The following is a 25,401-nucleotide window of genomic DNA, read 5'->3' on the forward strand; positions in this document are numbered from 1 at the left end:
CGTGCGCCGCCAAGCCCCTACAGCGCGTCCCCGGGGCGCTGGCCCGGCAGTTCGGGGCGGAGCCGGTCGAGCAGTTGCCCGCGTTCCCGGTCGAAGGTCGGGTCGGCCTGGTAGTCGGAGTGACCGAGGATCGGGGCGGGCAGCGGGTGGAGGTCGGAGCGGGCGTGGGCCAGGGGGTCCTTCATCGGCGCGCGGTCGACTTCCGGGCCGTCGCCGTCGGGCAGCTGTACGGGACCGCCGATCGGGTCGGTGACGCGGTACAGGTTGCGCCAGCAGTCGACCTCCTCGTGCAGGGCGGCGAGGGCGGCAGGGCCGAAGTGGGCGGGGAACCAGCGGCCGTACAGGCGCTCCAGCGGGGAGCCGTACGTCAGCAGCGCGACCCGCTTGCGCACGGCCGCGGTCAGCTGCCAGGCCGCGGCGGCCGCGAGGACGCTGCCCTGGGAGTGGCCGGAGATCACCAGACGGCCGCCCGTGGTGCGGGTCCAGGTGGTGATCCGCCAGGTCAGGTCGGGCACCGCGCGCTCGGCATAGCAGGGCGGTGAGAAGGGGTGGGCGGCGCGCGGCCAGAACGTGCCGACGTCCCACAGGACGCCGACGGTGCGCCGCGCGGACATGTCCTTGTAGGCGCGTCGGCCCAGGGTGACGAACAGGATGAAGCCGAGCCCGATCAGCCAGGAGCCGAGCGCCTGGGCGGTGTCCGCGGCGCCGTGGATGAACGGATGGGTGTGCTGGGCGGCCTGGCTCGGGGTCTTGTCGGTCGTCATCGCGCCGACCAGCGCGCCGGTGCCCAGGATCAGGGAGACGGCGGAGACGGCGGCGACGAAGAGGGGGCCGCGGTCGGTGAGCGTGGCCATCGCGCGCGTGCGTGCGATACGGCGGGTGCGGTCGGGGTCCTTGGCCTCCCCCGCGTAGTCGCGTTCCACGACGGCGCGCTCGGCGCGGGCCAGCCGCAGCGTGCGCCAGGCCTGCCAGCCGGCCAGCACCAGCAGGACCACGAGCAGCGGCGGGATCACGGACGCCTGCCAGGTCAGCAGGGCGGGCGCGCCGGGCATGGACGCCCGGGTGCCGTCCAGCCAGTCGGCGACCCGCTGGGACACGCCGCCGGACATCACGCCGCCCAGCGCGCAGGCCAGCATCGCGACGGCGGGTCCGGCCAGGCCCCGCATCGCGGTGCGCGGGTCGGGGTCGCTGCGGTACAGCAGGTGGGCGACGACAGCGAGGACGATCACCAGCAGGCCCTGGACCAGGGCGATGCCGCCGAAGGCCGCGTCGCCCGGCAGCCGGCCGGCGGATTCCCACGCCGGGCGCTCCCAGCCGGCGTACACCAGGGTGAGGGCGAGCAGGACGAGGGCGCCGAGCGGCAGGTGTCGTACGAGGGAGGCGTCGATCTCCCGGTCGAGGTGTTTCTCGCTGCGGCCGCGTCGGCAGACCACCACGACGACCACCACCGCGCCGAGCACGAGCGCCGCCTCCAGCAGCCACCCGAGCGTCTCCAGGGCGGCCGGGCCGCCTGCCTCGCGGTCGTACCGGGCGACGGCGTGGACGACGACGGCGGCGACCATGAGCAGGCCCGCGGCGGTGTGGGCGCCGCGCAGCCGGGCGACCAGGCGGCGGCCGTACCAGAAGCCGGGGCGGCCCAGCGCGCTGCGGGCGGTGTCCTCGTCGGGTTCGCGGACGAGTGGCTGCTCGGACTCGTAGGCGCTCCAGGTGCGCCGGGAGAGGTACCAGAGCAGGCCGACCAGGGCGGTGGGCACCAGGGAGGCCAGGGCCAGGCGGCGGCCGGGCGGGCTCCACCAGCCGTCGCCCGAGGCGGTGGGCGACAGGAAGCCCAGCCAGGTGTGCCGATCGGCGCACGCGCGCGTGCCCGCGCACTGCCACGCCGTGAGGTCCAGGGCGACCTCGCAGGCGGCCGCGACCAGCAGCACGGTGAGGCTGAGGCCGACGAGCCGGACCAGCAGCCCGTACAGGCGGATGGTGCGGGCGCGGTCGCGGGCCGTGGGGCGCATCCAGTGGGCGAGGTTGGCCACCATGAACGGCAATAACAGCAGCCACAGGGCTCGCGCGCCGTTTCCGGAGGTGAGGTTGCACCAGACGTACGCCTCCGGCACCGGGCGGCCGTCGGGGTCGGCGGGACGGTGCTCCGCCTCCACGTCGTCGGCGCGGCGGAAGACGGCCGCCGTGTCGTCGCCGGAGACCCGTACCGTGCGCGGGTCGTCCAGCATGTGCTCGGGCGTGGCCCCGCCCACGCCGTGGACCAGCAGTTCCAGGGTGGCCCCGGCTCCCGCGGGCCGGGGTGCGGGGTCGGTCGCCCCGTCGTTCAGGTCGCGTTCCTGCGCGCTTTCCACTCTTCGCACTTCCCCCGTGTTTTCCGCACTTCCCCCAGGACGCGCCATCAGCATGTCCATGCGGGACAAGGATCTCCGCCCGGGGGGCGACGCACACCCCTCGTCACGGAATCTCCCCGATCCGTGTGAGGACTGAGCAACAGATGAGACACAGGTGACATGTGCGCGTCGTGCAGCCGGTGGCGCGACTCGGGCCAAGCCGTGCGAATATGGGACGCCAACGCACCGGGGGCGGGAGAATGTCCTAGTCGGAGCAGGTGCGAGGGCGGGTCGGACGGCTTGACGAAAGGACCGGAGCGTACGTGAGTGAGAATCAGAACCTCCTCGCGGAGCAGCGGCGCGCCCTGATCCTGGACGAGGTGCGACGGCGCGGCGGCGTGCGGGTCAACGAGCTGACCCGCAAGCTCGGCGTGTCGGACATGACCGTCCGCCGGGACCTGGACGCGCTGGCCCGCCAGGGCGTCCTGGAGAAGGTGCACGGCGGTGCGGTGCCGGTGCTGGAGGCGAGCACGCACGAGCCGGGCTTCGAGGCCAAGTCGGGTCTGGAGCTGAGCGCCAAGGAGGACATCGCGAAGGCCGCGGCGGAGCTGGTGGCGCCGGGTTCCGCGATCGCGCTGTCGGGCGGAACGACCACGTACGCGCTGGCGCATCATCTGCTGGAGGTCCCCGACCTCACCGTCGTCACGAACTCGGTGCGGGTGGCGGACGTCTTCCACTCGGCGCAGCGGTCGTCGGGCCAGCGGCAGGGCGCGGCCACGGTGGTGCTGACCGGCGGGGTGCGCACGCCCTCCGACTCGCTGGTGGGTCCGGTGGCCGACCAGGCGATCGCCACGCTCCACTTCGACGTGCTGTTCCTCGGCGTGCACGGGATATCGGCGGAGGCCGGTCTGTCGACGCCGAACCTCGCGGAGGCCGAGACCAACCGGCGGCTGGTGCAGTCCGCGCGGCGGGTCGTGGTGGTCGCCGACCACACCAAGTGGGGCACGGTCGGCCTGAGTTCGTTCGCGACGCTGGAGCAGGTCGACACGCTGGTGACCGACGCCGGGCTGGCCGCCGAGGCGCGGGAGGAGATCGCGGAGCATCTGCGGCATCTGATCGTGGCGGGCGAGGACGAGGCCGTCGACGAGCTGTGATCCCGTCCCGGGCGCAGACATCCGACGGATCGCCAACTAGGGTGAACGGCCCGGTCCCTGCTCGTCGCACAGGGGGTTTCGTATGGCGCGCCGTCTGCGTCCGGTGGACATCGACTTCGTCCGGTCCGCTCCGGTACGGCTGGTCTTCGCACGGGAGATCGCCGCTCCCCCGGAGTCGGTCTTCCGGGCGCTCGCCGAGGACGTGTCCGGCTGGACGGAGTGGTTCTCGGCGGTGACGCTGGCCCGGCCGACCGACGGCGGGCGGGAGGTCCGGCTGCGGGGCGGTACGCGGTTCGCGGAGACGATCCTCGTGGCGAAGGCGCCCGAGGCGTACGCGTATCGCATCGACGAGACCAACACGCCGGGCGCCCGCGCCCTCGTCGAGGAGTGGCAGCTGACGCCGGCCGGTGGCGGTACGCGCGTGCAGTGGACGTTCGCGGCCGACGGGACGCCGGTGTTCCGCGCGGTGCTGAAACTGGCGCGGCCGGGCTTCGGGCGGGCGTTCCGAGACGCGGTGACGACGCTGGACCGGCGGCTGGCGCGGTAGGCGCCTCGATCGCGGGCTGATCGTCGGGCTACTCGATCGCGGGCTGATCGTCGGCCTGGCCGGTCGAGCGCCCCGATCAGGGATCGTCCGCCGGCCCGGCAGGGCGCCTCGACCACGGACTGATCGTCCACCGGCACGGCCGGGCGCCGCAGCGCTTCAGTCCGGCCAGACGCCCGTGGCCAGCAGCGACTCGATTGCCGCGGTGTACGGGGCGATGTCCAGGCCCTGCTCCGCCAGCCAGGCGTCCGAGTAGTACTTGTCGAGGTAGCGGTCGCCGGGGTCGCACAGCAGGGTGACCACGCTGCCGGTACGTCCCTCGGCGACCATCTCGGCGACGATCTTCAGCGCGCTCCACAGGCCGGTGCCCGTCGAGCCGCCCGCCTTGCGGCCGATCGCCCGCTCCAGGGCGCGTACCGCGGCGACGCTCGCCGCGTCCGGCACCTTCATCATGCGGTCGATCGCGCCGGGCACGAAGCTCGGTTCCATACGGGGCCGGCCGATGCCCTCGATGCGGGAGCCGCAGTCGCAGGTGACGTCCGGATCGCCGGTGGTCCAGCCGTCGAAGAAGCAGGAGTTCTCCGGGTCGGCGACGCATACGCGTGTGTCGTACTGCATGTAGTGGACGTAGCGGGCGATGGTCGCGGAGGTGCCGCCGGTGCCGGCCGTGGCGACGATCCACGCGGGCTCCGGGAACCGCTCCAACTCCAGTTGGCGGAAGATGGATTCGGCGATGTTGTTGTTGCCGCGCCAGTCCGTGGCCCGTTCCGCGTAGGTGAACTGGTCCATGTAGTGTCCGCCGGTCTCGGCCGCGAGGCGGGCGGACTCCTCGTACATCCTGCGCGAGTCGTCCACGAAGTGGCACCGGCCGCCGTGGAACTCGATCAGGCGGCACTTCTCGGCGCTGGTCGTGCGCGGCATCACCGCGATGAAGGGGACGCCGATCAGCTTCGCGAAGTACGCCTCGGAGACCGCCGTCGAGCCGCTGGACGCCTCGATCACCGGGCGGCCCGGGCGGATCCAGCCGTTGCAGAGGCCGTAGAGGAAGAGCGAACGGGCGAGGCGGTGCTTGAGGCTGCCGGTGGGGTGCGTCGACTCGTCCTTGAGGTAGAGGTCGATGCCCCAGTGTTCCGGCAACGGGAAGCGGAGGAGGTGCGTGTCGGCCGAGCGGTTGGCGTCCGCCTGCACCTTGCGGACGGCGTCCTTGAGCCAGACGCGGTAGGCGTCGTCGGTGCGGTCGACGTCAAGGGTGGCGCCGGTCCGGGTCTGCTGGGGAGTGGTCACGGCGGGGCTCCTTAGGGCTGCACGCCGACGGCGGATCGCGCGGCCGACACACCGATCATAAACAGCTTGCGCACGCTTCTCACCTGCATAAACGCATCTTTGGGCGACCCAAAGATGCGCTGGGGGCGGGGGTCGGACGGACGGTTCGACCGACGCGTCCGACCTGCCGCGGACCGCCGCACATCACAACGCTCGGGGGCAGTGACGCACCCCGCCCCGGGCCCACCTCGGGGGCGCATTCGCGTGAGTGCACCGGGTGGCCTATGCCTGGGTGACGTGCGCACTGGTGCGCGACTTCGGTGGCGTGCAGACTGCACCGGGTGGGACGGACACCCCGAACAGGACCCGCGGGCGACGAGGGGGCGGGAGGGCATGGCGGAGCCGGAGTTCACGGCCTTGGGCGTGCGGATCGGGAAGGGACTGCGCTCCCTGACCCGGGCCGGGCAGGTCCGGATCAGCGGCGGCCGGGTGGAGTTGCTGACCAGCTACGGCAGCGAGATCGACAGCGCGCCGGTGCAGGCGGTGCGGGCGTCGAAGCCGTGGTTCGCCTCCGGGGACCGCGCGCTGGCCGACCTCAACGGCAAGCGGTACGTGTTGACCCTGGGCGAGCACGACCCCGCCCCGGGCGAGCCGGGACCACCCGCGGCACGCCGGTTCATAGAGGCCGTACGCAGGGCAGCGGGCCGTGGCACCTGAGGGCCGACGGAGGGTCCGGGCCGACGACCGGCAGCCACAGACCACGGCGGCCGACGACCGGCAGCCACAGACCACGGCGACCGGCGACCGGCAGCCACAGACCACGCCGACCGGCGACCGGCAGCCACAGACCACGGCGGCCGACGACCGGCAGCCACAGACCACGCCGACCGGCGACCGGCAGCCACAGACCACGGCGACCGGCGACCGGCAGCCACAGATCACGCCGGTCGGCGACCCGCGGCCGCACGCCACGATGGTCGACGACCGGCGGCGACGGACCACGGCGGCAGGCGACCGGCGGCGACTCACCGCAGTGGCCGAGAACCTCCCATGCCGCACTGCGCCCCGAACGCCGCGAGTTGCGGCCCCACACCCCTTGCGTCACTCTGGTCTCACGTCACTCTGGGTTTACCGGCGATAACGCTGCGAACCAGCCCGCCGGCCACGACAGCAGGCGGCCGTTTCACGCAGGCGCTGCTGGATCCGAACTCCGTGTTCTTCCGGACCTCACGTCGGGGAGTCGCAGCCGTGATCAGTCACCCAAGCAGGCACTGCACGGTGGAGCTCCAAGCCCTGCCGTCGCGGATCGGCCAGGTCCGCAGAATCGTATCTGCGCAGTTGCGCTACTGGCATCTTGATCCCCTGATAGACCGAGCGGCGCTCGGTGTGACGGAGCTGCTCTCGAACGTCCACCGGCATGCCCAGCCCGACAAGACGTGCACCGTGGAGATCGAGCTGCTGCTCGACCGCCTCATGGTCTCGGTGCGCGACCACGACCCGCGCCTGCCCATCGTGGAGGACGCGGACCCGCTGGACACCTGCGGGCGTGGGCTCGCGATGGTGGCGGCGATGAGCGAGAGCTGGGGCGTACGGCCGGACGGCGACAACGGCAAGGTCGTCTGGTTCACCCTGCCCACGACGACCCCCGCTGTTAAGGCCCCGCCGCGCCCGGCCCGCCGTGAAGTCACGGAGCCCGCGCGCCGGTTCGCGGAGGTCCAGCCCGTCGGCCGCGCGCCCGAACACACTCCCGCCCGGTCGGCCGTTGTCGGCTGACCGGGCGGTGAGCGGACCACGGGGGACTCGCTGAACGGCGTCACTCCGTGGCGATCGCCCGCAGTACGTCCAGCCGGGCCGCGCGCCGGGCCGGCCGCAGCCCCGCGAGGGCTCCGGCAGCGAGGCCCACCAGCGCCACCACCGCCAGTTGCAGGGGCGGCACGGCGAAGGCGAAAGCGCTGTCGCTCGCGCCGTCGGAGGCCGCCACCAGGACCCAGCCGAGGAAGGCACCGAGGCCCAGCCCGCCCGCCGTACCGAAGGCGGCGACCAGGACGGACTCCCAGCGGACCATGGCCCGCAGTTGGGGCCGGGTCTGGCCGACCGCCCGCAGCAGGCCCAGTTCGCGGGTGCGTTCGTGGATCGCCAGCGTCAGGGTGTTGGCGATGCCGAGCAGCGCGATCAGCACCGCGAGCGCGAGGAGGGCGTAGACGAGCGTGAGCATCATGTCGATCCCGCCGGCCGAGGACTGCGCGTACTCGTCGCGGGTCTGCACGTCCGGGTTGCCGTACCGCGCGGCGACCCGTTCCACTGCGGCCTTGCCCGCGTCCGCGCCCACGCCGTCCGCGAAGGTGACGGCGACCAGGGTGTCGGAGTCCTGGATGCGGTGCGGGGCCCAGGCGGCGCGGGTGATGACGTACTCCCCCGCCAGCTCGGACTGCCCGTACACCGCACGGACGGTGAAGGTCTCGCTCTCGCCGTCGGCGAAGGCCAGTCGGACCCGGTCGCCCGTCGTGACGCCCTGCCGGTCGGCCTCGCTCTCGGTGATCGCGATGCCGTCGGTGCCGAGCGCGTGCAGGGGGCCCCGGACCTGGCCGAGGTCGAAGGCGCGCCCCAGGGCGACCGGGTCGGTGACGGTCAGGGCACGCCCCTGGCCCTCCACCTCGGCGACTCCGCTGCCGAGCCCGACGGCCGTGTCCACCTCGGGCAGGCGCCCGATCGCCTCCGCGAGCGCCGGGCTGAGCCCGCTGCCGCCCCCGCCGAACGACGGGGTGCTGAGGGCGACATCGCCCGCGAAAGACCGCGACACGGTCTGGTCCAGCGTCGCCTTCAGGGACGCCCCGAACACCGTGAACAGCGACACGACCGCCACGCCGATCATCAGCGCGCTCGCCGTGGCGGCCGTCCGCTTCGGGCTGCGCAGGGCGTTGCGCCGGGCGAGGCCACCGGTGACGCCGCGCAGCCGGTCGAGGGGACCGCCGAGGAGGCGTACGGCGATGGAGGAGGCGACCGGACCGAGGACCACGAAGGAGACCAGGGCCAGCACGGCTCCGCCACCCGCGAGCCACACCGAGGGGGACATCAGGACGCCGGTGAGGGTCAGGGCCAGTGCGAGGGCGGCGAGCGCGGCGCCGGTGACGGCGCGTACGCGGGAGGCGCCGGAGGAGTCGACGGCCGTCTCGCGCAGGGCGGCCAGGGGTGCGGTGCGGCCGGCGCGGACGGCGGGCAGCAGTGCGGAGCCCAGGCAGACCAGGATGCCGACGGCCGGCGGGAGCAGCATCGACAGGCCGCTGATCACCAGGTCGCCCTCCGGGAAGGGGAATCCGATGGCCGGGAACAGCGCCTGCAGCCCGGCGGCGATTCCGATGCCGCCGGCCAGCCCGGCGGCCGACGCGGTCACCGCCACCACGCCCGCCTCGACGAGGGTCGACGCGGTGACCTGGCGGCGGGAGGCACCGAGGGCCCGCAACAGGGCGTTCTCGCGGGTGCGTTGGGCCACGACGATCGCGAAGGTGTTGTGGATGGAGAACGTGGCGACCAGCAGGGCGACGCCGGAGAACACGAGGAGGAAGGTGGTGAAGATGCTCAGGAACTGGCTGGAGATCATGTCGGTGTTCTCCTGCGCCGACTCCTGACCGGTGATGGCCTCGACCCCCTTGGGCAGTACGGGAGTCAGCCGCTCGACCAGCTCCCGCTCCCCCACCCCGGGACCGGCCCGCACCAGAATGCTCGCCGCCTCGCCCGGCCGTGCGGTGAGGTACTTCTCGGCGTCCGCCCGGGTCATGCCAGTGAACGTCACCTGGGCCATGCCGTCCGCGCCGCCGAAGGTCGCGAGGCCGACGATCCTCACCTCGACCGGATCGGGTGTGCGCAGAGTCGTCGTGTCGCCGATCCTCAGACCGCCGAGCTCGGCGGTGCCCCGGTTGACGACGACCTCGCCGGTCTTCTCCGGGGCGCGGCCTTCGGCGAGTTCGTACGGGTTGAGCTCCGGGTCACTGATCCAGTTGCCGGCGAGAGTGGGCGGGCCCTGGCCGCCGATGGGGTCGCCGTTCGCGCCGAGGAGCTGGCCGGCGCCCTCGATGCCGGGCTCGGCGGCCGCTACGCCGGGCACCCGCTCGACGGTCTCGGCCAGATCGGCGTCGACCGGCCGGCGCACCCCCTGGCTCTCGCCGGGTGTGGTGATGGCGTCGGCGCTGCGGACGACGGCGTCCGTGCCGCCGGCCGCGCTGCCGAACATGGAGGCGAAGCTCGCGCGCAGCGTGTCGCCCATCACCAGCGTCCCGGCGAGGAAGGCGACGCCGAGGAACACGGCGAGGAACGTACCTGCGAAGCGGCGCCTGTGCGCGCGCAGCGAGGACACGCTCAGGCGCATGGAGGCGTTCATGACGGCACCTCGAAGGCCTTGAGACGGTCCAGGACCTTGTCGGCGGTCGGGGATTCCATACGGTCCACCAGCCGCCCGTCGGCCAGGAACACCACCTCGTCGGCGTGGGCGGCGGCGACCGGGTCGTGGGTGACCATGACGACCGTGCGATCCATCTGGCGCACGGCCCGGCCGAGCAGCCCCAGCACCTCCTCGCCGGAGCGGGAGTCGAGGTTGCCGGTCGGCTCGTCGGCGAACACCACGTCGGGGCGGCCGGCGAAGGCGCGGGCGACGGCGACACGTTGCTGCTGACCGCCGGAGAGTTCGGCGGGCCGGTGGTGGAGCCGGTCGCGCAGGCCGACGACGTCGACGAGGCCGTCGATCCACTCCGCGTCGCCCCGGCCGCCGGCGAGGTCGAGGGGCAGCGTGATGTTCTCGGCGACGGTCAGCGTCGGCACCAGGTTGAACGCCTGGAACACAAAGCCGATCCGGTCCCGGCGCAGCAGGGTCAGGCGGCGGTCGTCGAGGGTGCCCAGGTCGGTGTCGCCGACATAGGCGGCCCCGGAGGTGAGCGTGTCCAGGCCGGCCGCGCAGTGCATCAGCGTGGACTTGCCGGAGCCCGAGGGCCCCATGATCGCGGTGAAGCGACCGGCCGGAAAGCCGACGCTCACCCCGTCCAGGGCCCTCACGGCCGTGTCCCCGGAGCCGTACACCTTGACGGCGTCCTCCACGCGCGCGGCGGTACGGCTCGCGGTGGTCACGACGGTCACACCGCACCGCCCTTGCCCGTGCGGCCGAACTGCTCGTCGAGGACGGACAGTCGGCGCCAGTACTCGTCCTCGTCGATCTCGCCGGAGGCGAAGCGGCGGCCGATGATGGCGATGGGCGAGTCGCCGGACGGGCGGCTGTCGTCCATGGCGCGCCACGGCGCCCGGCGGCCGCGCCAGACAGTGCGGCGCAGGACGGTGACGGCGCCGAAGATCACGGCCGCCCAGATCAGCGGGAAGAGCAGGATCCACGGGCCGGGGCCACCGCCGTCCCAGTGTGCGAGGGTCTGCATCGCGAGTCATCTCCAGTCGTCTCAGTGGTCGTTCGTCGATGTCTCGAGACTCGCGCCGCAGCGGGGTCCGGGTCGTCGTGCGGCCGGCGGCAGTGTGGGTACCTCGCGGGGAGTACGCGGGCCGGTAGCGGCTGCTCCCGCCTGTATCGAGAGAGGACCTGGCAGACTGTAACTACTAGTATGTACAGTTGACTCATGAGTACCTCGGAGCGACTGATCGAGTCCACCCGTGAGCTGCTGTGGGAGCGCGGTTATGTGGGCACGAGCCCCAAGGCGATCCTGGAGCGTGCGGGCGCCGGACAGGGCAGCATGTACCACCACTTCAAGGGCAAGCCCGATCTCGCCCTGGCCGCGATCCGGCGGACCGCCGAGGAGATGCGGGCTACCGCCGAGGGAGTACTCGGCGGGCCGGGCACGCCCTACGAGCGGATCGCGGCGTATCTGCGGCGCGAGCGCGATGTGCTGCGCGGCTGCCCGGTCGGCCGGCTGACCATGGACCCGGACGTGATCGCGAGCGACGAGCTGCGCGCACCCGTCGACGAGACGTTCGACTGGCTCCGCGAACGGCTCGCCGGCCTGGTCGAGGAGGGCCAGGAACAGGGCCAGTTCGCGCCCCACCTGGACGGCGAGGAGATCGCCGCGGCGATCGTCGCGACCGTGCAGGGCGGTTACGTCCTGGCCCGCGCGTCCGGGTCCCCGGCCGCCTTCGACACGGGGGTACGGGGGCTGCTGGCCCTGCTGGCCCCGGCCGCCACCCGAGGGGACTGATCCGATGCACGCCATGCAGTACGAGCGGACGCTGCCCGCCGACTACGACATGGACGTCGTCCGCGCGCGCGTGGCCCGCCTCGGGCACCTGCTGGACGACTGGGCGGGCCTGGGTCTCAAGGCGTATCTGATACGTGAGCGCGGGGTGCACGGATCGCCCGTCAACCAGTACGCGCCGTTCTACCTGTGGCGCACCATGGAGGGCATGAACTCCTTCCTCTGGGGAGGCGGATTCCAGGGCCTGAGCGACGACTTCGGGCGGCCCGTGGTGCGGCAGTGGACGGGGCTGGCGTACGAGGAGGGCGGCGCCGTCGCTGGGCACGCGCGCGTGGCCGTGCGGAGGAGCACGACCGTGCCGGAGGGCGTGGTGCTGTCCGACGTCGTCGGGGACGCGGTGCGCGAGGCGGGGCGGCTGGCCGCCGAGGACGGTGCGGTGTGCGCGGCGGCGGCCGTGGACACCGCGCGCTGGGAGCTGGTCCACTTCTCGCTCCGGGTGGACCACCCGCCCAAGGCGGAGGGTGAGGTGTTCGAGGTGCTGCATCTGTCCGCGCCGGAGCGGGAGTTGCTGCCGCGGGGGCGCCAGTGGTGAGCACGGTCCGTACGGTGCTGGGGGATGTCGTCCCCGAGCACCTCGGCGTGTGCGACGCGCACGATCACCTGTTCCTCTCCACTCCCCTGCTCCCTGGTCAGGAACTCCGGGACGCGGCGGCGGCGCGGGCCGAGCTGGCCGTGTTCCGTGCACAGGGCGGGGGCGGCGTGGTGCAGTGGACGCCGTACGGGATGGGGCGGCGGGCCGCCGATCTGCCCGCGCTCGCCCGGGAGAGCGGGGTGCATGTGGTGGCCGCGACGGGGCTGCACCAGGCCGGTCACTACGGCGAGGGGACGCTGGAGCGGCTGCGCGGGCGGCTCGCGGACGTGTTCGTGACCGAACTGACGCAGGGCATCGGCACGTCGGGCGTCCGCGCGGGGTTCGTCAAGGTCGCGGGCGGGTTCCACGCGCTCGACGCGCATGCCCGCTGGACCATGGCCGCCGCGGCCGAGGCCCACCACGCGACCGGCGCGTCCGTCGCCGTCCATCTGGAGCTGGGCACAGGCGCGCTGGACGTACTCGACCTGCTGTGCGAGGAGTTGGGCGTGCCGCCGCACCGGGTCGTCCTCGGGCACCTCAACCGCTCCCCCGACTTCGTCGCGCACCGTCAGGCCGCCGAGGCGGGCGCCTATCTCGCCTTCGACGGCCCGTCCCGCGCCCATCACGCCACGGACTGGCGCATGCCGAACGCGATACGGGCGCTGGCCGAGGCCGGGTTCGCAAACCGCCTCCTCCTCGGCGGCGACACCACCACCGCCGGGGCGCGTTCGGTGAGCGGCGGGCCCGGGATGCCGTATCTGCTGCGACGGGTGCGGCCGAGGCTCGAACTGGTGGTGGGGGTGGAGGTGGTGGAGCGCATGCTCACCGAGAATCCGGCGCGGGCCTTCGCCGTGGAATGGCGCTGAACCGGCGGGTCTGAGGCGTGAGTGATCAGGGTTCCATATTGACCGATCGTTCTTGTATCGACTAGGGTCGGGGTCATGGCCAGGACCAAGGAATTCGATCCGGACGCCGCGCTCCAGTCGGCCCTCGAACTGTTCTGGGAGCGGGGCTACGAGGCGACCTCGATGGCGGATCTCGTCGAGCGCCTCGGCATCGGACGCGCCAGCATCTACGCCACCTATGGCAACAAGCGGGACCTGTACATGAAGGCCCTGGACCGCTACGGCGAGGCACAGAATCCGCTGCTCACGCGGGAGCTGTCACAGCCCGGCCCGGCGCTGCCGGCGGTGCGCGCGGTGGTGCGCAGGTTCGCCGAGGAGGCCGCCGACGAGGGCCGGCGCACGATCGGCTGCCTGGTCACCAACACGGCGGCCGAGCTGGCCCCGCACGACACCACGGCCGCCCGCCGGGTGGAGCTGAGCTGGGAGCACGCCGAGACGCTGCTGCACTCGGCGCTGGTCCGCGCCCAGGCGCAGGGCGAGCTGCCCGAGGACAGGAATCCGCGGGCGCTGGCCCGGATGCTGCTGGTGTTGATGCAGGGGCTGCGGGTGACCGGGAAGGCGTCGTCGGACCCGGCGCGGGTGCGGCAGGCGGCGGAGCAGGCGTTGACGCTGCTGGAGTGATCGCCCGGCGGGCACGCCCCGCCCGGCGGCGCCGACACCTCAACGAGGTACGCCCACCCCGACGCGCGCCCGAATAATTGACCGATCGGTCGAGAAAGAAGGGTCTCATGACCGCGCTCGACGACCCCCCGGCGGCAGTCCGGCCACGGCGCCCCGCCCGACGTTCCTTCGCCCTGCTCGGCTCGCTCCAGGTCACGCTGATCTTCACCCTGGCCGCGATAGCCGTGCCGCTACCGGAGATCGGCGATCGGTTCGGCCTGGGCCGGGACGAGCTGGTGCTGCTCAGCGCCGCGTACGGGCTGACCTTCGCCGGGCTGCTGCTGTTCGGCGGACGGCTCGCCGACCGGTACGGCGGGCGGCGGACCCTGATCGCCGGGCTGCTGCTCTTCGCCGTCGCCTCCGTCGCCGCGCCGCTCGCCCCCGGCTACGGCACGCTGCTCGCGGCGAGGTTCGCGCAGGGCGCCGGCGCGGCCGTGATCGCGCCGGCCGCCATGGCCGTACTGCGCACGCTCTTCCCGGAGCCGTCCGCGTACCGGCGTGTGATGGCGACCTGGGGCGGCCTGTCGGTGCTGGGGGCCACGGCGGGGAATGTGCTCTCCGGTGTCGTCTCCGCGCTGTCGTCGTGGCGCTGGGCCCTGGCCGTGCCGACGGTCGTCGCCGTGGTGGCGTTGTGGCTGGCGCCGCGGTGGCTGCCCGGCGACCGCGGGCGGAGGCGGAGCGGCCCGCTCGATGTCCCGGGAGCCGTGCTGGCCACGGCCGGTCTGGTTGCGGCCAGTTACGGGCTCGTCCGCACCGACGCATGGTCATGGGGTTCGGCCCGGGTGCTGGGCCCGCTGGCCGCCGGTGCGGTGCTGCTGGCCGTCTTCGCCGTCGTCGAACGCCGGGCGCGCGACCCGCTGCTGCCGCCGGGCTTCCTGCGGGACGGGCGGCGGGTGTTCGGGCTCGCGGCCACCGCGCTCACCGCCGCTGGAACCAGCACCGTGTTCGTGCTGTTCTCGCTGCATCTGCAGGACGAGCGCGGCTGGTCGGCGCTGCGGACGTCGGCCGCGTTCCTGCCGTTCGCCGCCGCGCTCCTGGTCTCCGGCCGGGCGGCGGGGCGACTCGTGGGGCGGTACGGGCCGGGTGCCGTCACCTGCGGCGGGCTGGCGCTCGGCGCGGCCGGGCTCGGACTGCTCGCGCTGACCGGGTTCGACGCCGGTGTTCCGTACGGCTCCGGAGTCCTGCCCGGTTTCGTGCTGCTGCCGGCCGGGGCCGCCGTCTCCTTCGCGGGGGCGGCCGTACTGGCCACCGACCGGGTGCCCGCCGGGCGTACCGGACTGGCCGGCGGTGTCCACAACACGGCGATGGAGGTCGGGCCGACCGTCGTCTTCGCCGTGTTGCTCGCCGTCGGCGGCGACCGGGCGAGCCTGGCGGCCGCGGCGGTCCTGTTCGCGGTGGTCGCGATCGCGGCTCGGGCCGCCCGGCCGACGCTGACCCCACTGTCGTACACCCATCCATCCAAGCCCTGACAATTCCCTTCCCCTGAAAGGAAACCCCCTCATGTCCAGCAACCACTTCTCCGAGCGTTCCGTCCTCGTCACCGGTGGCGGGTCAGGAATCGGCCGGGCCGTCGCCCTCGCGTTCGCCGCCGAGGGTGCCCGGGTCGTCGTGGCCGGGCGCGGGCGCGCGGCGCTCGACGAGACCGTGGCGCTCGTGCGCGAGGCCGGTGGGACCGCGGTCGCCGAGGTCGCCGATGTGACGCGGGCCGATGCGGTGGAGGCACTCGTCGACGCGGTCGTGGAGCGGTTCGGGTCGCTCGATGTCGCGGTGAACAACGCCGGGGTCTTCCGGGGCGGGCCGCTGGCCGAACTGTCCGAGGAGGACTGGCGGACGGTGCTCGACGTCAATGTCACCGGCGTGTTCCTGGCCATGTCGGCCGAGATCCGGCGGATGCGTACGCAGCCCGGCGGCGGTGCGATCGTGAACGTCTCGTCGAACCTGGGTCGGCACATGCAGGTGCCGGGCACGACCGCCTACTCGGCGACCAAGGCGGCGGTCACCTCGCTGACCCGTGGGGCGGCGCTGGAGTACATCGCGGACGGCGTGCGGATCAACGCGGTCAGCCCGGGGGCCTCCGACACGAGCATGTCGCTGCGGGCCGGGGAGACCGAGGCCGAGCGGGCGGCAAGGATGAAGGAGGAGTCGCCGCTCGGCCGTATCTCCTCGACTCGGGAGGTGGCGGCGGCCGTGCTGTATCTGGCGTCGGACGCGGCCGCGTCGGTCGTGGGGGCCGATCTGGTGATCGACGGCGGCGCGGCGCTCTAGGTGTACTGATCACGGGCGTTGTTGACGCGGTGATCAATACGCCGGGGGGGCTCAGGCCGCCGTCAGCGCCCCCAGCGGATCGTCCAGCACCGGCTGCCATGCCAACTCGGCCGCGCCGACCAGGCTGTTGTGGTCCAGGGAGCAGGCGAGGATCGGTACGCCGCCGCTCTGGCCCCACAGGCTGCGGTCGGCGACGACCGCGCGGAGGCGTTCGGGGTCGGCGTCGAGGAGGGTGCGGTGGAGGCCGCCGAGGATGATGCGGTCCGGGTTGAGGATGTTCACGAGGCCGGCGAGTCCGAGGCCCAGGCGGTCGATCAGCGCTTCGGCCGCCGTGCGGACGCCAGGGTCGTGGTACTCCTGCCGGATCAGGTCGTTGGCCTGCTGGAGCAGGGACACCTCGGGGCCGGGGTCGCGGCCCGCCGTGGTGAGGAAGGCCAGTGGGTCGGCCTCGACGTCCAGGCAGCCGCGGCTGCCGCAGTGGCAGGGGCGGCCCTCGGGGTTGACGGTGAGGTGGCCGACCTCCAGCGCCAGGCCCGAACTGCCCGTGTGCAGGCGGCCGTCCAGCACCAGCGCGCCGCCCACGCCCCGGTGCCCGGTGGCCACGCACAGCAGGTCGCGGGCGCCGCGCCCGGCGCCGTGCCGGTGCTCGGCGAGCGCGGCGAGGTTGACGTCGTTGGCCGCGAACGCGGGGCCGGTGATCCCGGCCGCGCGGACGCACTCGGTGAAGATCTCCCGCACGGGCGCGCCCGCCGGCCACGCCAGGTGCAGCGGGTTCAGCGCCAGCCCCGCCGGTTCGGCGACCGCCGACGGCACGGCGAGCCCGGCGCCCACGCAGCGCCGCCCGGTCTCGCGCAGCAGCTCCGCGCCCGCTTCCACCACCGACCCGAGGACCTTCGCCGGGTCGGCGTCGACGGTCTCGCAGCCGGGTGCGGTGGCGACGATCCGCCCGCCGAGGCCGACCAGCGCGGCCCGGAAGCCGTCGGCGTGCACCTGCGCGGCGAGTGCCACGGGCCGTCCTCGGCGAGTTTCAGCCGGTGCGAGGGGCGGCCCTGGGACCCGGCGGCGGCACCCGGCCGGGCGTCGACCCGGATCAGACCCAGCGCCTCCAGCTCGGCGGCGACCGCGCCGGCCGTGGCCCGGGTGACGCCGAGTTCGGCGGTGAGGACGGCGCGGGTCGGGGCGCGTCCGGTGTGCACGAGCTCCAACGCGGGCCCGAGCGCTCCGCGCCCTCGGTCCAACCGCGTTCTCGAGGTGGTCCCTTCCCCCGCCGCCCGGGGGTCCGCCTTGCCGCTCATGAGGGCGAGTCTCCCATGATCCGCTCGTCCGGCGGAGGCCGCCGAAGCGCTCCGCGGGAAGTGCCGAGCCGTCCGGCCGATCGGCCGCGGCGCCGTCGTGGCCGATCGCGCCACGCGGCGGAGCCGCACATTTCCCTGCTCACAAGCCGCTCACCCGCAGGGTGACGTTCAGCCGCCCGGTCAGCCCCAGCCGGTCCGGGGCCGTCCCCGGGCGCACGCGCGGCACTCCGTGGTAGGCGAGCCGCGACGGCCCCCCGAACACGAACAGGTCGCCGCTGCGCAGTTCGACGTCCGTGTACCGGCGCGACCGGGTCTCGGTGTTGCCGAAGCGGAAGACGCAGGTGTCACCGAGGCTCAGGGACACCACCGGCGCGTCCGACTTCTCGTCGCTGTCGCGGTGCATGCCCATGCGGGCGTCGCCGTCGTAGAAATTGATCAGTGCGATGTCGTACGAGGCCCCGGCCGCCGCCTCGGCACCGAGCGCGTCGGTCACCGCACGCCGGCCCAGTTCGCCGAGCCAGTCCGGGAAGGGCTTGACCGGGGTGCCGTCGCCGTCGACGACCGTGCGGGCGTAGGCGTACGGGTACCAGTGCCGGCCCAGGCAGACCTGCCGGGCTGTCATGGTGCCGCCGCCGGGTGTGTGGACCGTGCGCAGACCGGCGGGCGGCCGCGCCCACTGGCGGCAGGCGTGCAGCAGCTCTCGCTGACCGGCCTCGTCCAGCCAGTCCGGCATGTGCACCGCGCCGGGCGCGATCTCCGTACGCTCCCTGGGGAAGAGCTCGCCGTGCATGACCTCCATCCTCCCGCACCGGCCGTGAGCTGCGGCTCGGCTAGCCTGGACGGCGATGAACGACCGTATGACGACGCCGTGGGGCGAGCTCGCGCTGGCCCGTTTTCCCGAGGACCCGCGTGATCGCCTGCGCGCGTGGGACGCCTCCGACGAGTATCTGCTCAGGCATCTCGCGGAGCAGGAGGTCCCGCTGTCCGGCACGGTCGTGGTGCTCGGGGACCGCTGGGGCGCACTGGTCACGGCGCTCGCGCGGCACACGCCGGTGCAGATCACCGACTCGTACCTCGCCCAGGAAGCGACCCGGGCCAACCTCGCCCGGGGCGGCGTCGAGCCCGGCACCGTGTCGCTGCTCACCACGCGGGACGCACCGCCCGAGCGGATCGATGTACTCCTGGTGCGTGTCCCGAAGAGCCTGGCGCTGCTGGAGGACCAGCTGCTGCGGCTGGCGCCCGCCGTGCACGAGGGCACGGTCGTCGTCGGCACCGGCATGGTGAAGGAGATCCACACCTCGACGCTGGACCTGTTCGAGCGGATCCTCGGCCCGACCCGCACCTCGCTCGCGGTGAGGAAGGCCCGGCTGATCTTCTGCACGCCGGATCCGGCGCTGGAGCGGCCCGCGAACCCGTGGCCGTACAGCTACACGCTGCCCGAGGGCATCGGGCAGGTGTCCGGACGTCCGGTCGTCAACCACGCGGGCGTCTTCTGCGCCGACCGGCTCGACATCGGCACGCGCTTCTTCCTCGCCCATCTGCCGCGGACCGGCGGGGGGCGCCGGGTGGCGGACCTGGGGTGCGGCAACGGTGTCGTCGGTACGGCGGTGGCGCTGGCCGATCCGGCCGCCGAGGTGCTGTTCGTGGACGAGTCGTTCCAGGCCGTGGCCTCGGCGGAAGCGACGTACAAGGCGAACGGGGTGCCCGGGCACGCCGAGTTCCGGGTCGGGGACGGGCTGGCCGGGGTGCCGTCCGGCAGTGTCGACCTGGTCCTGAACAACCCGCCGTTCCACTCGCACCAGGCGACGACCGACGCGACCGCGTGGCGGATGTTCTCGGGGGCGCGGCGGGCGTTGCGGCCGGGCGGCGAGCTGTGGGTGATCGGCAACCGGCATCTCGGGTACCACGTGAAGCTGAAGCGGCTTTTCGGCAACAGCGAGCTCGTGGCGAGCGACCCGAAGTTCGTGGTGCTGAAGGCCGTCAAGCGGTAGCCGGCGCTGTGAGCGTCCGCAGGATCCCAGCCACCGTCCGCACCATCGCCTCGCGGCCCACGCTGAGGTACTTGCGGGAGTCGACGGCCTCCGGGTGGGCGGCGAGGAACTCCCTGATCGCGCCGGTCATGGCGATGTTGAGGGCGGTGCCGACGTTGACCTTGGTGATGCCGGCCGCGACCGCCGTCGTGAGTTCGTCGTCGGGGACTCCGGAGGAGCCGTGCAGGACGAGGGGGACGTCCAGGGTGCCGGAGAGGCGTTTGAGGAGGGCGTGGTCGAGGGTGGCCGTGCGGGTGGTCATGGCGTGGCTGCTGCCGATGGCGACGGCCAGCGCGTCCACCGCCGTGTCCGCGACGAAGGCCCGGGCCTGGGCGGGGTCGGTACGGGCGCCGGGTGCGTGGGCGTCCAGCGGCGGCTGTCCGTCCTTGCCGCCGACCTGACCCAACTCGGCCTCGATCCACAGCCCTTGGGCGTGCGCCCAGTCGGCGGCGGCACGGGTCGCGGCGCGGTTCTCGGCGTAGGGCAGGCGTGCGGCGTCGTACATGACGGAGCTGAATCCGGCGTCCGGCGCCTGCCGGAGCAGGCTGTCGCTCCGGATGTGGTCGAGGTGCAACGCGACGGGTACGGCGGCGCGTTCGGCGGCGGCGACGGCGGCGCGGGCGAGCGGGAGCAGTCGGCCGTAGCGGAACTTGACGGCGTTCTCGCTGACCTGGAGGACGACGGGGCTCCGCACGGACTCGGCGCCGGCGATGACGGCCTCGACGTGTTCCAGCGTGATGATGTTGAACGCGGCGACGGCGGAACGGGCCTCGGCGGCACGCGTGACGAGCTCACCGGTGGTCACTAGGGGCACGGCTTCTCCTTTCGGGGGTGCGGAGAGGGTCACGCAGACAGGGGGCGACTTCCCCCTTGCGAGAGACACACAGCGGGCCACGCGCGGCGAGGACGGCCTCTCCTTGCGGAAGACGCACAGCGCGCCACGCAGACAGGGGGCGACTTCCCCCTTGCGAGAGACACACAGCGGGCCACGCGGGCCGAGGACGGCCTCTCCTTGCGGAAGACGCACAGCGCGCCACGCGGGGCGAGGACGCGCCTCTCGTTACGGAAGACGCCGTTCAGAGGATCACCGAGCGGGTGAGGTGGCGGGGCCTGTCGGGGTCCAGGTCGTGGGCGGTTGCCACGGCGACCGCCAGGCGCTGGGCGCGGATCAGGTCGGCGAGCGGGTCGAGTGGGCCCGCCACCCACTGTGCGCCGGTGGCCCGGACCTGCTCGGCGAGCCCGTCCGGTGCGGTGCCGAGCATCCAGGTCGCGGTGCCCCGGGTGGTGATGCTGACGGGGCCGTGCCGGTACTCCATCGCCGGGTAGGACTCGGTCCAGGCCTGGGCCGCCTCCCGCATCTTCAGGGCGGCCTCGTGGGCGAGCCCCACCGTCCAGCCGGTGCCGAGGAAGGTGAACTGGCCGCAGTCCACGAGCCCTTCGGGCAGCGCGGCGTCCAGCGCGGTGCGGGCGTCCGTGACGACGGCGTCGGCGTGCAGGCCGAGATGGGCGCGGAGCAGGGTGAGCGCGGTGGTGGCGAAGCGGGTCTGGACGACCGACCGCTCGTCGGCGAAGTCGAGGACGACCACGTCGTCGGCGGCGTCCATGACGGGCGTGTGCGGGTCGGCGGTGATCGCGGAGGTGCGGGTGCGTCCGTTCACCTTCCGGAGCAGGTCGAGCACCTCGGTGGTGGTACCGGAGCGGCTCAGGGCGAGGACGCGGTCGTAGGTCCGGCCGTACGGGAACTCGGAGGCGGCGAAGGCGTCCGTCTCGCCCTGCCCGGCACCCTCGCGCAGGGCCGCGGCGGACTGCGCCATGAAGTACGAGGTGCCGCATCCGACGATCGCCACCCGCTCCCCCGGCGCCGGCAGCGCCCCACGGTGCTCCGGCGCGAGTGCCGCGGCCCGGGTCCAGCACTCCGGCTGGCTGCGCAGCTCGTCCTCGACATGCGTCATGCCGTGCCCCTCCCTGCGTTTGCTTGTTCCTGCAAGATACAGGCCGATTTCAAGCACAATCAAGCATTTCAGCCACAGAGGCCTGCGCTAAGGTCACCGGTGTTCGAGGAACGCGGATGGAGGTGCGGATGTCGCGGGACGCCCGCTGGAAGGCGCTGCTGGAACTGCTCGTCGAGCGCGGCAGGCTGGACGTCGAGGAGGCCGCCGCCGAGCTGGACGTGTCGGCGGCGACGATCCGCCGCGACTTCGACCGGCTCGCAGAGCAGCAGATGCTCGTCCGCACACGTGGCGGCGCGGTCGTGCACGGGGTGTCGTACGAGCTGCCCCTGCGCTACAAGACGGCCCGCCGCGCCTCGGAGAAACAGCGCATCGCCCAGGCGGTCGCCGGCCTCATCACGCCCGGCGAGGCGGTCGGGCTGACCGGCGGCACGACCACCACCGAGGTGGCGCGGGCCCTGGCCGTGCGCGGCGACCTCGCCTCCGGCTCGCCCGCGCTGACCGTCGTCACCAACGCGCTGAACATCGCCAACGAGCTGGCCGTGCGCCCCCAGTTCAAGATCGTCGTCACGGGCGGTGTCGCGCGGGCACAGTCGTACGAACTGATCGGGCCGCTCGCGGACGGTGTGCTGAGCCAGATCACACTGGACGTGGCGGTGCTCGGGGTCGTCGCCCTCGACGTCGTGGACGGGGCGACGGCGCACGACGAGGCGGAGGCCGCGATCAACCGGCTGCTGTGCGAGCGCGCCGAGCGGGTGGTCGTCGCGGCCGACTCCAGCAAGCTGGGCCGGCGTGCCTTCGCCCGGATCTGCGGCACCGAGCTGGTGGACACGCTGGTCACGGACACGGCGGTGGAGGAGGAGACGGTGCGGCGGTTCGAGGAGGCGGGGGTAGCCGTCCTCACCGTATGAATCGGCGCCGCCCGCGCCGCGCCGCGCACGATGCACCCGGACTCCCCCGTTCACCCCGCCCACCCGTTCGATCCCGCCTAAGCTGGAACCGCGCTGTAGGCCGGTCTGGGAGGCGGCGATGGTCGGAACACCGAACGGCGAGGCATCCGGGCGTTCCCGGTATCTGCCGATCGCCGAGCACGGGCTGATCGGCGATCTGCGCAGCGTTGCCCTGGTGGGCACCGATGGCACGATCGACTGGTACTGCTGCGGGGCGTTCGACGCGCCGAGCGTCTTCGCCTCGATCCTGGACGCCGAGCGCGGCGGCTGCTTCGAGCTGGCGGCGACCGTGCCCGGGCGGACGAAGCAGTTCTACTTCCCCGACACCAACGTCCTGATCACCCGCTTCTTCACCGAGGACGGCGTCGGCGAGGTGCAGGACTTCATGCCGATCAGCGGCGAGTCGATCGAGGCCGAACGGCACCGGCTGATCCGGCGGGTGCTGTGCGTCCGCGGTTCCATCCCGTTCCGCGCACGAGTGGCGCCCCGGTTCGACTACGGCGCCCAGCCGCACACCGTGCGCATGGCCCACGACGTGGCCGTCTTCGAGACCCCCAAGCTGTCGCTGGGACTCACCGCCACGGTCCCCCTGGAGATCGACGACCTCGACGCGCGCGCCGACTTCAAGCTCGCCGAGGGCGAGTCGGCGGTGTTCGCGCTGGACCAGGTCGGCGGCGACGTGGCGCCGCGCTGCTGCCCGCACATGGAGGCGGAGTACGAGTTCGCGGCGACGGTGGCGTACTGGCGGCGCTGGCTGTCCGCCTCCAAGTACCGGGGCCGCTGGCGGGAGATGGTGCACCGATCCGCGCTGACCCTGAAGCTGCTCACCTACGCGCCCACCGGCGCGATCGTGGCCGCGCCGACCACGAGTCTGCCCGAGCAGTTCGGCGGCGAACGCAACTGGGACTACCGGTACGTGTGGGTGCGCGACGCCGCGTTCTGCGTGTACGCGCTGCTGCGGCTGGGCTTCACCGGCGAGGCCACCGAGTTCATGAACTTCCTGACCCGGCACATCAGCCCGGGCGACGGCAAGCCGTCGGGCCCGCTGCAGATCATGTACGGCATCGACGGCCGCACCGACCTGCCGGAGCGTGAACTCACCCATCTGGAGGGGTATGAGGGCTCGGCGCCGGTGCGGATCGGCAACGGCGCCGCCGAGCAGCTCCAGCTCGACATCTACGGCGCGCTCATCGACTCGATCTACCTGTACGACAAATGGGCGCAGCCGATCTCCAGCGCCCAGTGGGACGACGTGTGCGCGCTGGTCGACTGGGTGTGCGAGCACTGGGACCAGCCGGACGAGGGCATCTGGGAGACCCGCGGCGGCCGCAAGAACTTCCTGTACTCGCGGCTGATGTGCTGGGTGGCGATCGAGCGGGCCGTCCGGATGGCCAACCGGCGTGGCCTGCCCGCCGACCTGGTCCGGTGGCGGGGCGTCCGCGACACGATCTACCGGCGGATCATGAGCCGCGGCTGGTCCGAGCGGCGGCAGGCGTTCGTCCAGCACGAGGACGACGAGGTGCTCGACGCGGCGGTGCTGATGATGCCGCTGTCGAAGTTCATCGCGCCCACGGATCCCAAATGGCTGTCCACCCTGGACGCCCTCACCGAAGAGCTGGTGTCCGACTCCCTGGTCTACCGCTACGACCCGAAGGCCAGCCCCGACGGAATGCACGGCGACGAGGGGACGTTCTCGATCTGCTCGTTCTGGTACGTGGAGGCGATGGTGCGCGCCGGGCGGGTGGACGAGGCGCGGCTGGCGTTCGAGAAGATGCTCACCTACGCCAACCATCTCGGCCTGTACGCCGAGGAGATCAGCCGCACCGGCGAGCAACAGGGCAACTTCCCGCAGGCGTTCACCCACCTGGCTTTGATCAGCGCCGCGTTCAACCTGGACCGGGCCCTCGGCTGACCGGCCGGGCGCAACGGCCCGGCCGGTCAACGAGGTGAGGGACCGGATCAGTCGCGGTAGACGAGCACGTCGCCGACGGGCCGCTCGGTCGTGCCGCTCGGCCGGTTCACCAGCTCGCCCCGGACGGACATGGTGGTGGAGCCGCCACCGTCGAGGTTGACCGCGTCGTGCAGGCCCAGCGCGTGGGCGACGGCGGCGGTCTCGTCCATGGTGGTGCCGACGCTGCTCGTCATCCGGCCGTCGATGGTCGCGAGGACGATCCGGCCGTCCTTCGTCGTGCCGGCGACGGTGCGGGGGTTGCGGGCGAAGAAGCTGCCCGAACCGTCCGGTACCACGATCTGGCCGTCGGCGGTCAGACGGTAGCGGCCGTTGACGCCGGCGAGGCTGTTGCGCAGCGGGAGCCGGTCGCCCTTCTCGTCGACGAGGACGGAGGTCGTCCGCAGGCAGTCCTTCCCCGCCACCTGCCGCAGGGTGGCCGCCTCACGGCCGGTCGCCTGGAGGGACGTCTGGCCGGCGGTCAGCTGGGTGCCCCGGGTCGTCGAGGTGCGGACCACGCAGCCGCGCCGGTCGAGGACCACCTCGACCCCGGCGCCGGACGGGGTGGACGCGGCGAACTCGGGTGTGAAACGGACGACGTCACCGGGCTCGGTGCACTGGGTCTGGTCGGGGAGCGTGGCGCAGCCGGCCGGGACGACCGGCGGGTGGTTGAGGAACTCCAGCGGCAGCTTCGCCCCGGTCTTGCGGTTCTGCACGCTGCCGGACCAGCTCAGCTTGCCCATGAGGACCCGGTCGCTGCGGGAGTCGACGACGAAGTTGACCTCGGCGGGGTCACTGGTCGGCTCGCTGAGCAGCTTGCCGCCGTACAGGCCGAGCCCGACCGGGTCGCCCGGGTACTGAGGGCTGGCCGTGAAGGTGAAGAAGGAGCCGTTGACGCCCGCGAGTGCGCCGGAGGCGCGGACGAGGTCGGTGGTCTTCTCGGTGCGCGCGAGGTCGGGGCCGTAGTTGGCCTCCAGGTGTCCGCGGGCCTTGCGCGGGTCGATGGTCAGGACGTTGACCACCCAGGGGCCGCGGGGCGTGGTGTTGATCTGGTCGGCCGGGGCGGGCTCGGTGCCCCGGACGATACGGGTGAGCGTGACGCCGTCGGCCAGGGTCTGGCTGGTGCGGGTCTCCACCAGGTCGGCGTCGCCCAGGGGCAGGCCCGGGTCGGCGGCGGCCTGAGCGGATGGGGCGGCCAGCAGGGCCAGGGCGGCGGTGGTGACCGCGGCGGCACGCGACAGTCCGGCTCTGTACGAGGTCGTTGTCATGCTCGCGAGGTTCCGAGCCGTAGGCAACGGCCACCA

Annotated in this window: 23 protein-coding genes and 1 pseudogene; 13 read left to right on the plus strand and 11 right to left on the minus strand. The window is 73.1% G+C overall.

All coding sequences use genetic code 11. The features are described 5' to 3' along the window. Window positions 1-17: 17 nt before the first annotated feature. Entirely contained in the window at window positions 18-2,345 is a 2,328-nt protein-coding gene (locus I2W78_RS36385; protein ID WP_374222746.1) for a hypothetical protein, read from the minus strand. A gap of 302 nt (window positions 2,346-2,647) precedes the next feature. Between I2W78_RS36385 and I2W78_RS36390 the strand changes: the two genes are divergently transcribed. Together I2W78_RS36390 and I2W78_RS36395 are read left to right on the plus strand one after the other, a co-directional pair. Then, entirely contained in the window at window positions 2,648-3,478 is an 831-nt protein-coding gene (locus I2W78_RS36390; RefSeq protein ID WP_196465009.1) for a DeoR/GlpR family DNA-binding transcription regulator, read from the plus strand. An 82-nt stretch (window positions 3,479-3,560) separates the two neighbouring features. Beyond that, entirely contained in the window at window positions 3,561-4,025 is a 465-nt protein-coding gene (locus I2W78_RS36395; RefSeq protein WP_196465010.1) for an SRPBCC family protein, read from the plus strand. A gap of 156 nt (window positions 4,026-4,181) precedes the next feature. On the opposite strand, the gene I2W78_RS36400 is transcribed toward I2W78_RS36395, so the two are convergent. After that, complete coding sequence (locus I2W78_RS36400) at window positions 4,182-5,306, minus strand: PLP-dependent cysteine synthase family protein (RefSeq protein ID WP_196465011.1); 1,125 nt, start codon at window positions 5,304-5,306, stop codon at window positions 4,182-4,184. A 372-nt stretch (window positions 5,307-5,678) separates the two neighbouring features. Between I2W78_RS36400 and I2W78_RS36405 the strand changes: the two genes are divergently transcribed. Continuing rightward, entirely contained in the window at window positions 5,679-6,002 is a 324-nt protein-coding gene (locus I2W78_RS36405; protein WP_196465012.1) for a hypothetical protein, read from the plus strand. Here the strand turns inward: I2W78_RS36405 and I2W78_RS36410 are convergent. Next, window positions 5,962-6,252, minus strand: a complete 291-nt coding sequence (locus tag I2W78_RS36410; RefSeq protein WP_196465013.1) for a hypothetical protein — start codon at window positions 6,250-6,252, stop codon at window positions 5,962-5,964. The genes I2W78_RS36405 and I2W78_RS36410 overlap by 41 nt on opposite strands. Window positions 6,253-6,533: 281 nt before the next feature. Here I2W78_RS36410 and I2W78_RS36415 point away from each other — a divergent pair, with 281 nt between their 5' ends. Beyond that, window positions 6,534-7,058: an ATP-binding protein gene (locus I2W78_RS36415; protein WP_196465014.1), complete on the plus strand. Its 525-nt coding sequence runs from the start codon at window positions 6,534-6,536 to the stop codon at window positions 7,056-7,058. 40 nt (window positions 7,059-7,098) lie between these two features. On the opposite strand, the gene I2W78_RS36420 is transcribed toward I2W78_RS36415, so the two are convergent. Genes I2W78_RS36420 through I2W78_RS36430 form a run of 3 tightly spaced genes read right to left on the minus strand, consistent with a single transcriptional unit; the run spans window position 7,099 to window position 10,699 of the window. Continuing rightward, window positions 7,099-9,660, minus strand: a complete 2,562-nt coding sequence (locus tag I2W78_RS36420; RefSeq protein WP_196465015.1) for an ABC transporter permease — start codon at window positions 9,658-9,660, stop codon at window positions 7,099-7,101. Then, window positions 9,657-10,409, minus strand: a complete 753-nt coding sequence (locus I2W78_RS36425) for an ABC transporter ATP-binding protein (RefSeq protein ID WP_196465016.1) — start codon at window positions 10,407-10,409, stop codon at window positions 9,657-9,659. The genes I2W78_RS36420 and I2W78_RS36425 overlap by 4 nt, the downstream gene beginning before the upstream one ends. Next, complete coding sequence (locus I2W78_RS36430) at window positions 10,406-10,699, minus strand: SHOCT domain-containing protein (RefSeq protein ID WP_196465017.1); 294 nt, start codon at window positions 10,697-10,699, stop codon at window positions 10,406-10,408. Before I2W78_RS36430 ends, I2W78_RS36425 begins: the two co-directional genes overlap by 4 nt. Window positions 10,700-10,894: 195 nt before the next feature. Here I2W78_RS36430 and I2W78_RS36435 point away from each other — a divergent pair, with 195 nt between their 5' ends. The 6 genes from I2W78_RS36435 to I2W78_RS36460 all read left to right on the plus strand — a co-directional run bounded on the left by I2W78_RS36435 (window position 10,895) and on the right by I2W78_RS36460 (window position 15,925). Beyond that, window positions 10,895-11,467, plus strand: coding sequence for a TetR/AcrR family transcriptional regulator (locus I2W78_RS36435; protein WP_196465018.1), 573 nt, complete (start codon window positions 10,895-10,897; stop codon window positions 11,465-11,467). Between the two features lie 4 nt (window positions 11,468-11,471). Then, window positions 11,472-12,056, plus strand: a complete 585-nt coding sequence (locus I2W78_RS36440) for a DUF4865 family protein (protein ID WP_196465019.1) — start codon at window positions 11,472-11,474, stop codon at window positions 12,054-12,056. Further along, entirely contained in the window at window positions 12,053-12,961 is a 909-nt protein-coding gene (locus tag I2W78_RS36445; protein ID WP_196465020.1) for a phosphotriesterase family protein, read from the plus strand. The genes I2W78_RS36440 and I2W78_RS36445 overlap by 4 nt, the downstream gene beginning before the upstream one ends. Window positions 12,962-13,036: 75 nt before the next feature. Continuing rightward, entirely contained in the window at window positions 13,037-13,621 is a 585-nt protein-coding gene (locus I2W78_RS36450; RefSeq protein ID WP_196465021.1) for a TetR/AcrR family transcriptional regulator, read from the plus strand. A 77-nt stretch (window positions 13,622-13,698) separates the two neighbouring features. Continuing rightward, window positions 13,699-15,129: an MFS transporter gene (locus I2W78_RS36455; RefSeq protein WP_269066981.1), complete on the plus strand. Its 1,431-nt coding sequence runs from the start codon at window positions 13,699-13,701 to the stop codon at window positions 15,127-15,129. Window positions 15,130-15,160: 31 nt separating this feature from the next. Then, the gene (locus tag I2W78_RS36460) at window positions 15,161-15,925 is read left to right on the plus strand and encodes an SDR family NAD(P)-dependent oxidoreductase (RefSeq protein ID WP_196465023.1); all 765 of its coding nucleotides are present in this window, start codon (window positions 15,161-15,163) and stop codon (window positions 15,923-15,925) included. Window positions 15,926-15,976: 51 nt separating this feature from the next. Here I2W78_RS36460 and I2W78_RS36465 read toward each other — a convergent pair. After that, a pseudogene (locus I2W78_RS36465) lies at window positions 15,977-17,220 on the minus strand (ROK family protein). Between the two features lie 139 nt (window positions 17,221-17,359). Then, window positions 17,360-18,010, minus strand: a complete 651-nt coding sequence (locus tag I2W78_RS36470; RefSeq protein ID WP_196465024.1) for an alpha-ketoglutarate-dependent dioxygenase AlkB family protein — start codon at window positions 18,008-18,010, stop codon at window positions 17,360-17,362. Window positions 18,011-18,077: 67 nt separating this feature from the next. On the opposite strand from I2W78_RS36470, the gene I2W78_RS36475 reads away from it, so the two are divergent. After that, a complete protein-coding gene (locus I2W78_RS36475; protein WP_196465215.1) occupies window positions 18,078-19,211 on the plus strand; it encodes a methyltransferase in 1,134 nt (377 codons plus the stop codon). Here I2W78_RS36475 and I2W78_RS36480 read toward each other — a convergent pair. Beyond that, complete coding sequence (locus I2W78_RS36480; protein ID WP_196465025.1) at window positions 19,201-20,064, minus strand: class II fructose-bisphosphate aldolase; 864 nt, start codon at window positions 20,062-20,064, stop codon at window positions 19,201-19,203. The two genes, I2W78_RS36475 and I2W78_RS36480, sit on opposite strands and share 11 nt — an antisense overlap. A gap of 262 nt (window positions 20,065-20,326) precedes the next feature. Then, window positions 20,327-21,202 (minus strand): SIS domain-containing protein, encoded by an 876-nt coding sequence (locus I2W78_RS36485; RefSeq protein WP_196465026.1) that lies wholly within the window; start codon window positions 21,200-21,202, stop codon window positions 20,327-20,329. Between the two features lie 128 nt (window positions 21,203-21,330). Between I2W78_RS36485 and I2W78_RS36490 the strand changes: the two genes are divergently transcribed. Together I2W78_RS36490 and I2W78_RS36495 are read left to right on the plus strand one after the other, a co-directional pair. Further along, window positions 21,331-22,110, plus strand: a complete 780-nt coding sequence (locus I2W78_RS36490; protein WP_196465216.1) for a DeoR/GlpR family DNA-binding transcription regulator — start codon at window positions 21,331-21,333, stop codon at window positions 22,108-22,110. A gap of 118 nt (window positions 22,111-22,228) precedes the next feature. Beyond that, window positions 22,229-24,061 (plus strand): glycoside hydrolase family 15 protein, encoded by a 1,833-nt coding sequence (locus tag I2W78_RS36495; RefSeq protein ID WP_196465027.1) that lies wholly within the window; start codon window positions 22,229-22,231, stop codon window positions 24,059-24,061. A 47-nt stretch (window positions 24,062-24,108) separates the two neighbouring features. Here I2W78_RS36495 and I2W78_RS36500 read toward each other — a convergent pair whose 3' ends face one another. Beyond that, window positions 24,109-25,365, minus strand: a complete 1,257-nt coding sequence (locus I2W78_RS36500; protein ID WP_196465028.1) for a phosphodiester glycosidase family protein — start codon at window positions 25,363-25,365, stop codon at window positions 24,109-24,111. Window positions 25,366-25,401: the final 36 nt, after the last annotated feature.

The sequence above is a fragment of the Streptomyces spinoverrucosus genome, from assembly GCF_015712165.1.
Taxonomy (GTDB): domain Bacteria; phylum Actinomycetota; class Actinomycetes; order Streptomycetales; family Streptomycetaceae; genus Streptomyces; species Streptomyces spinoverrucosus_A.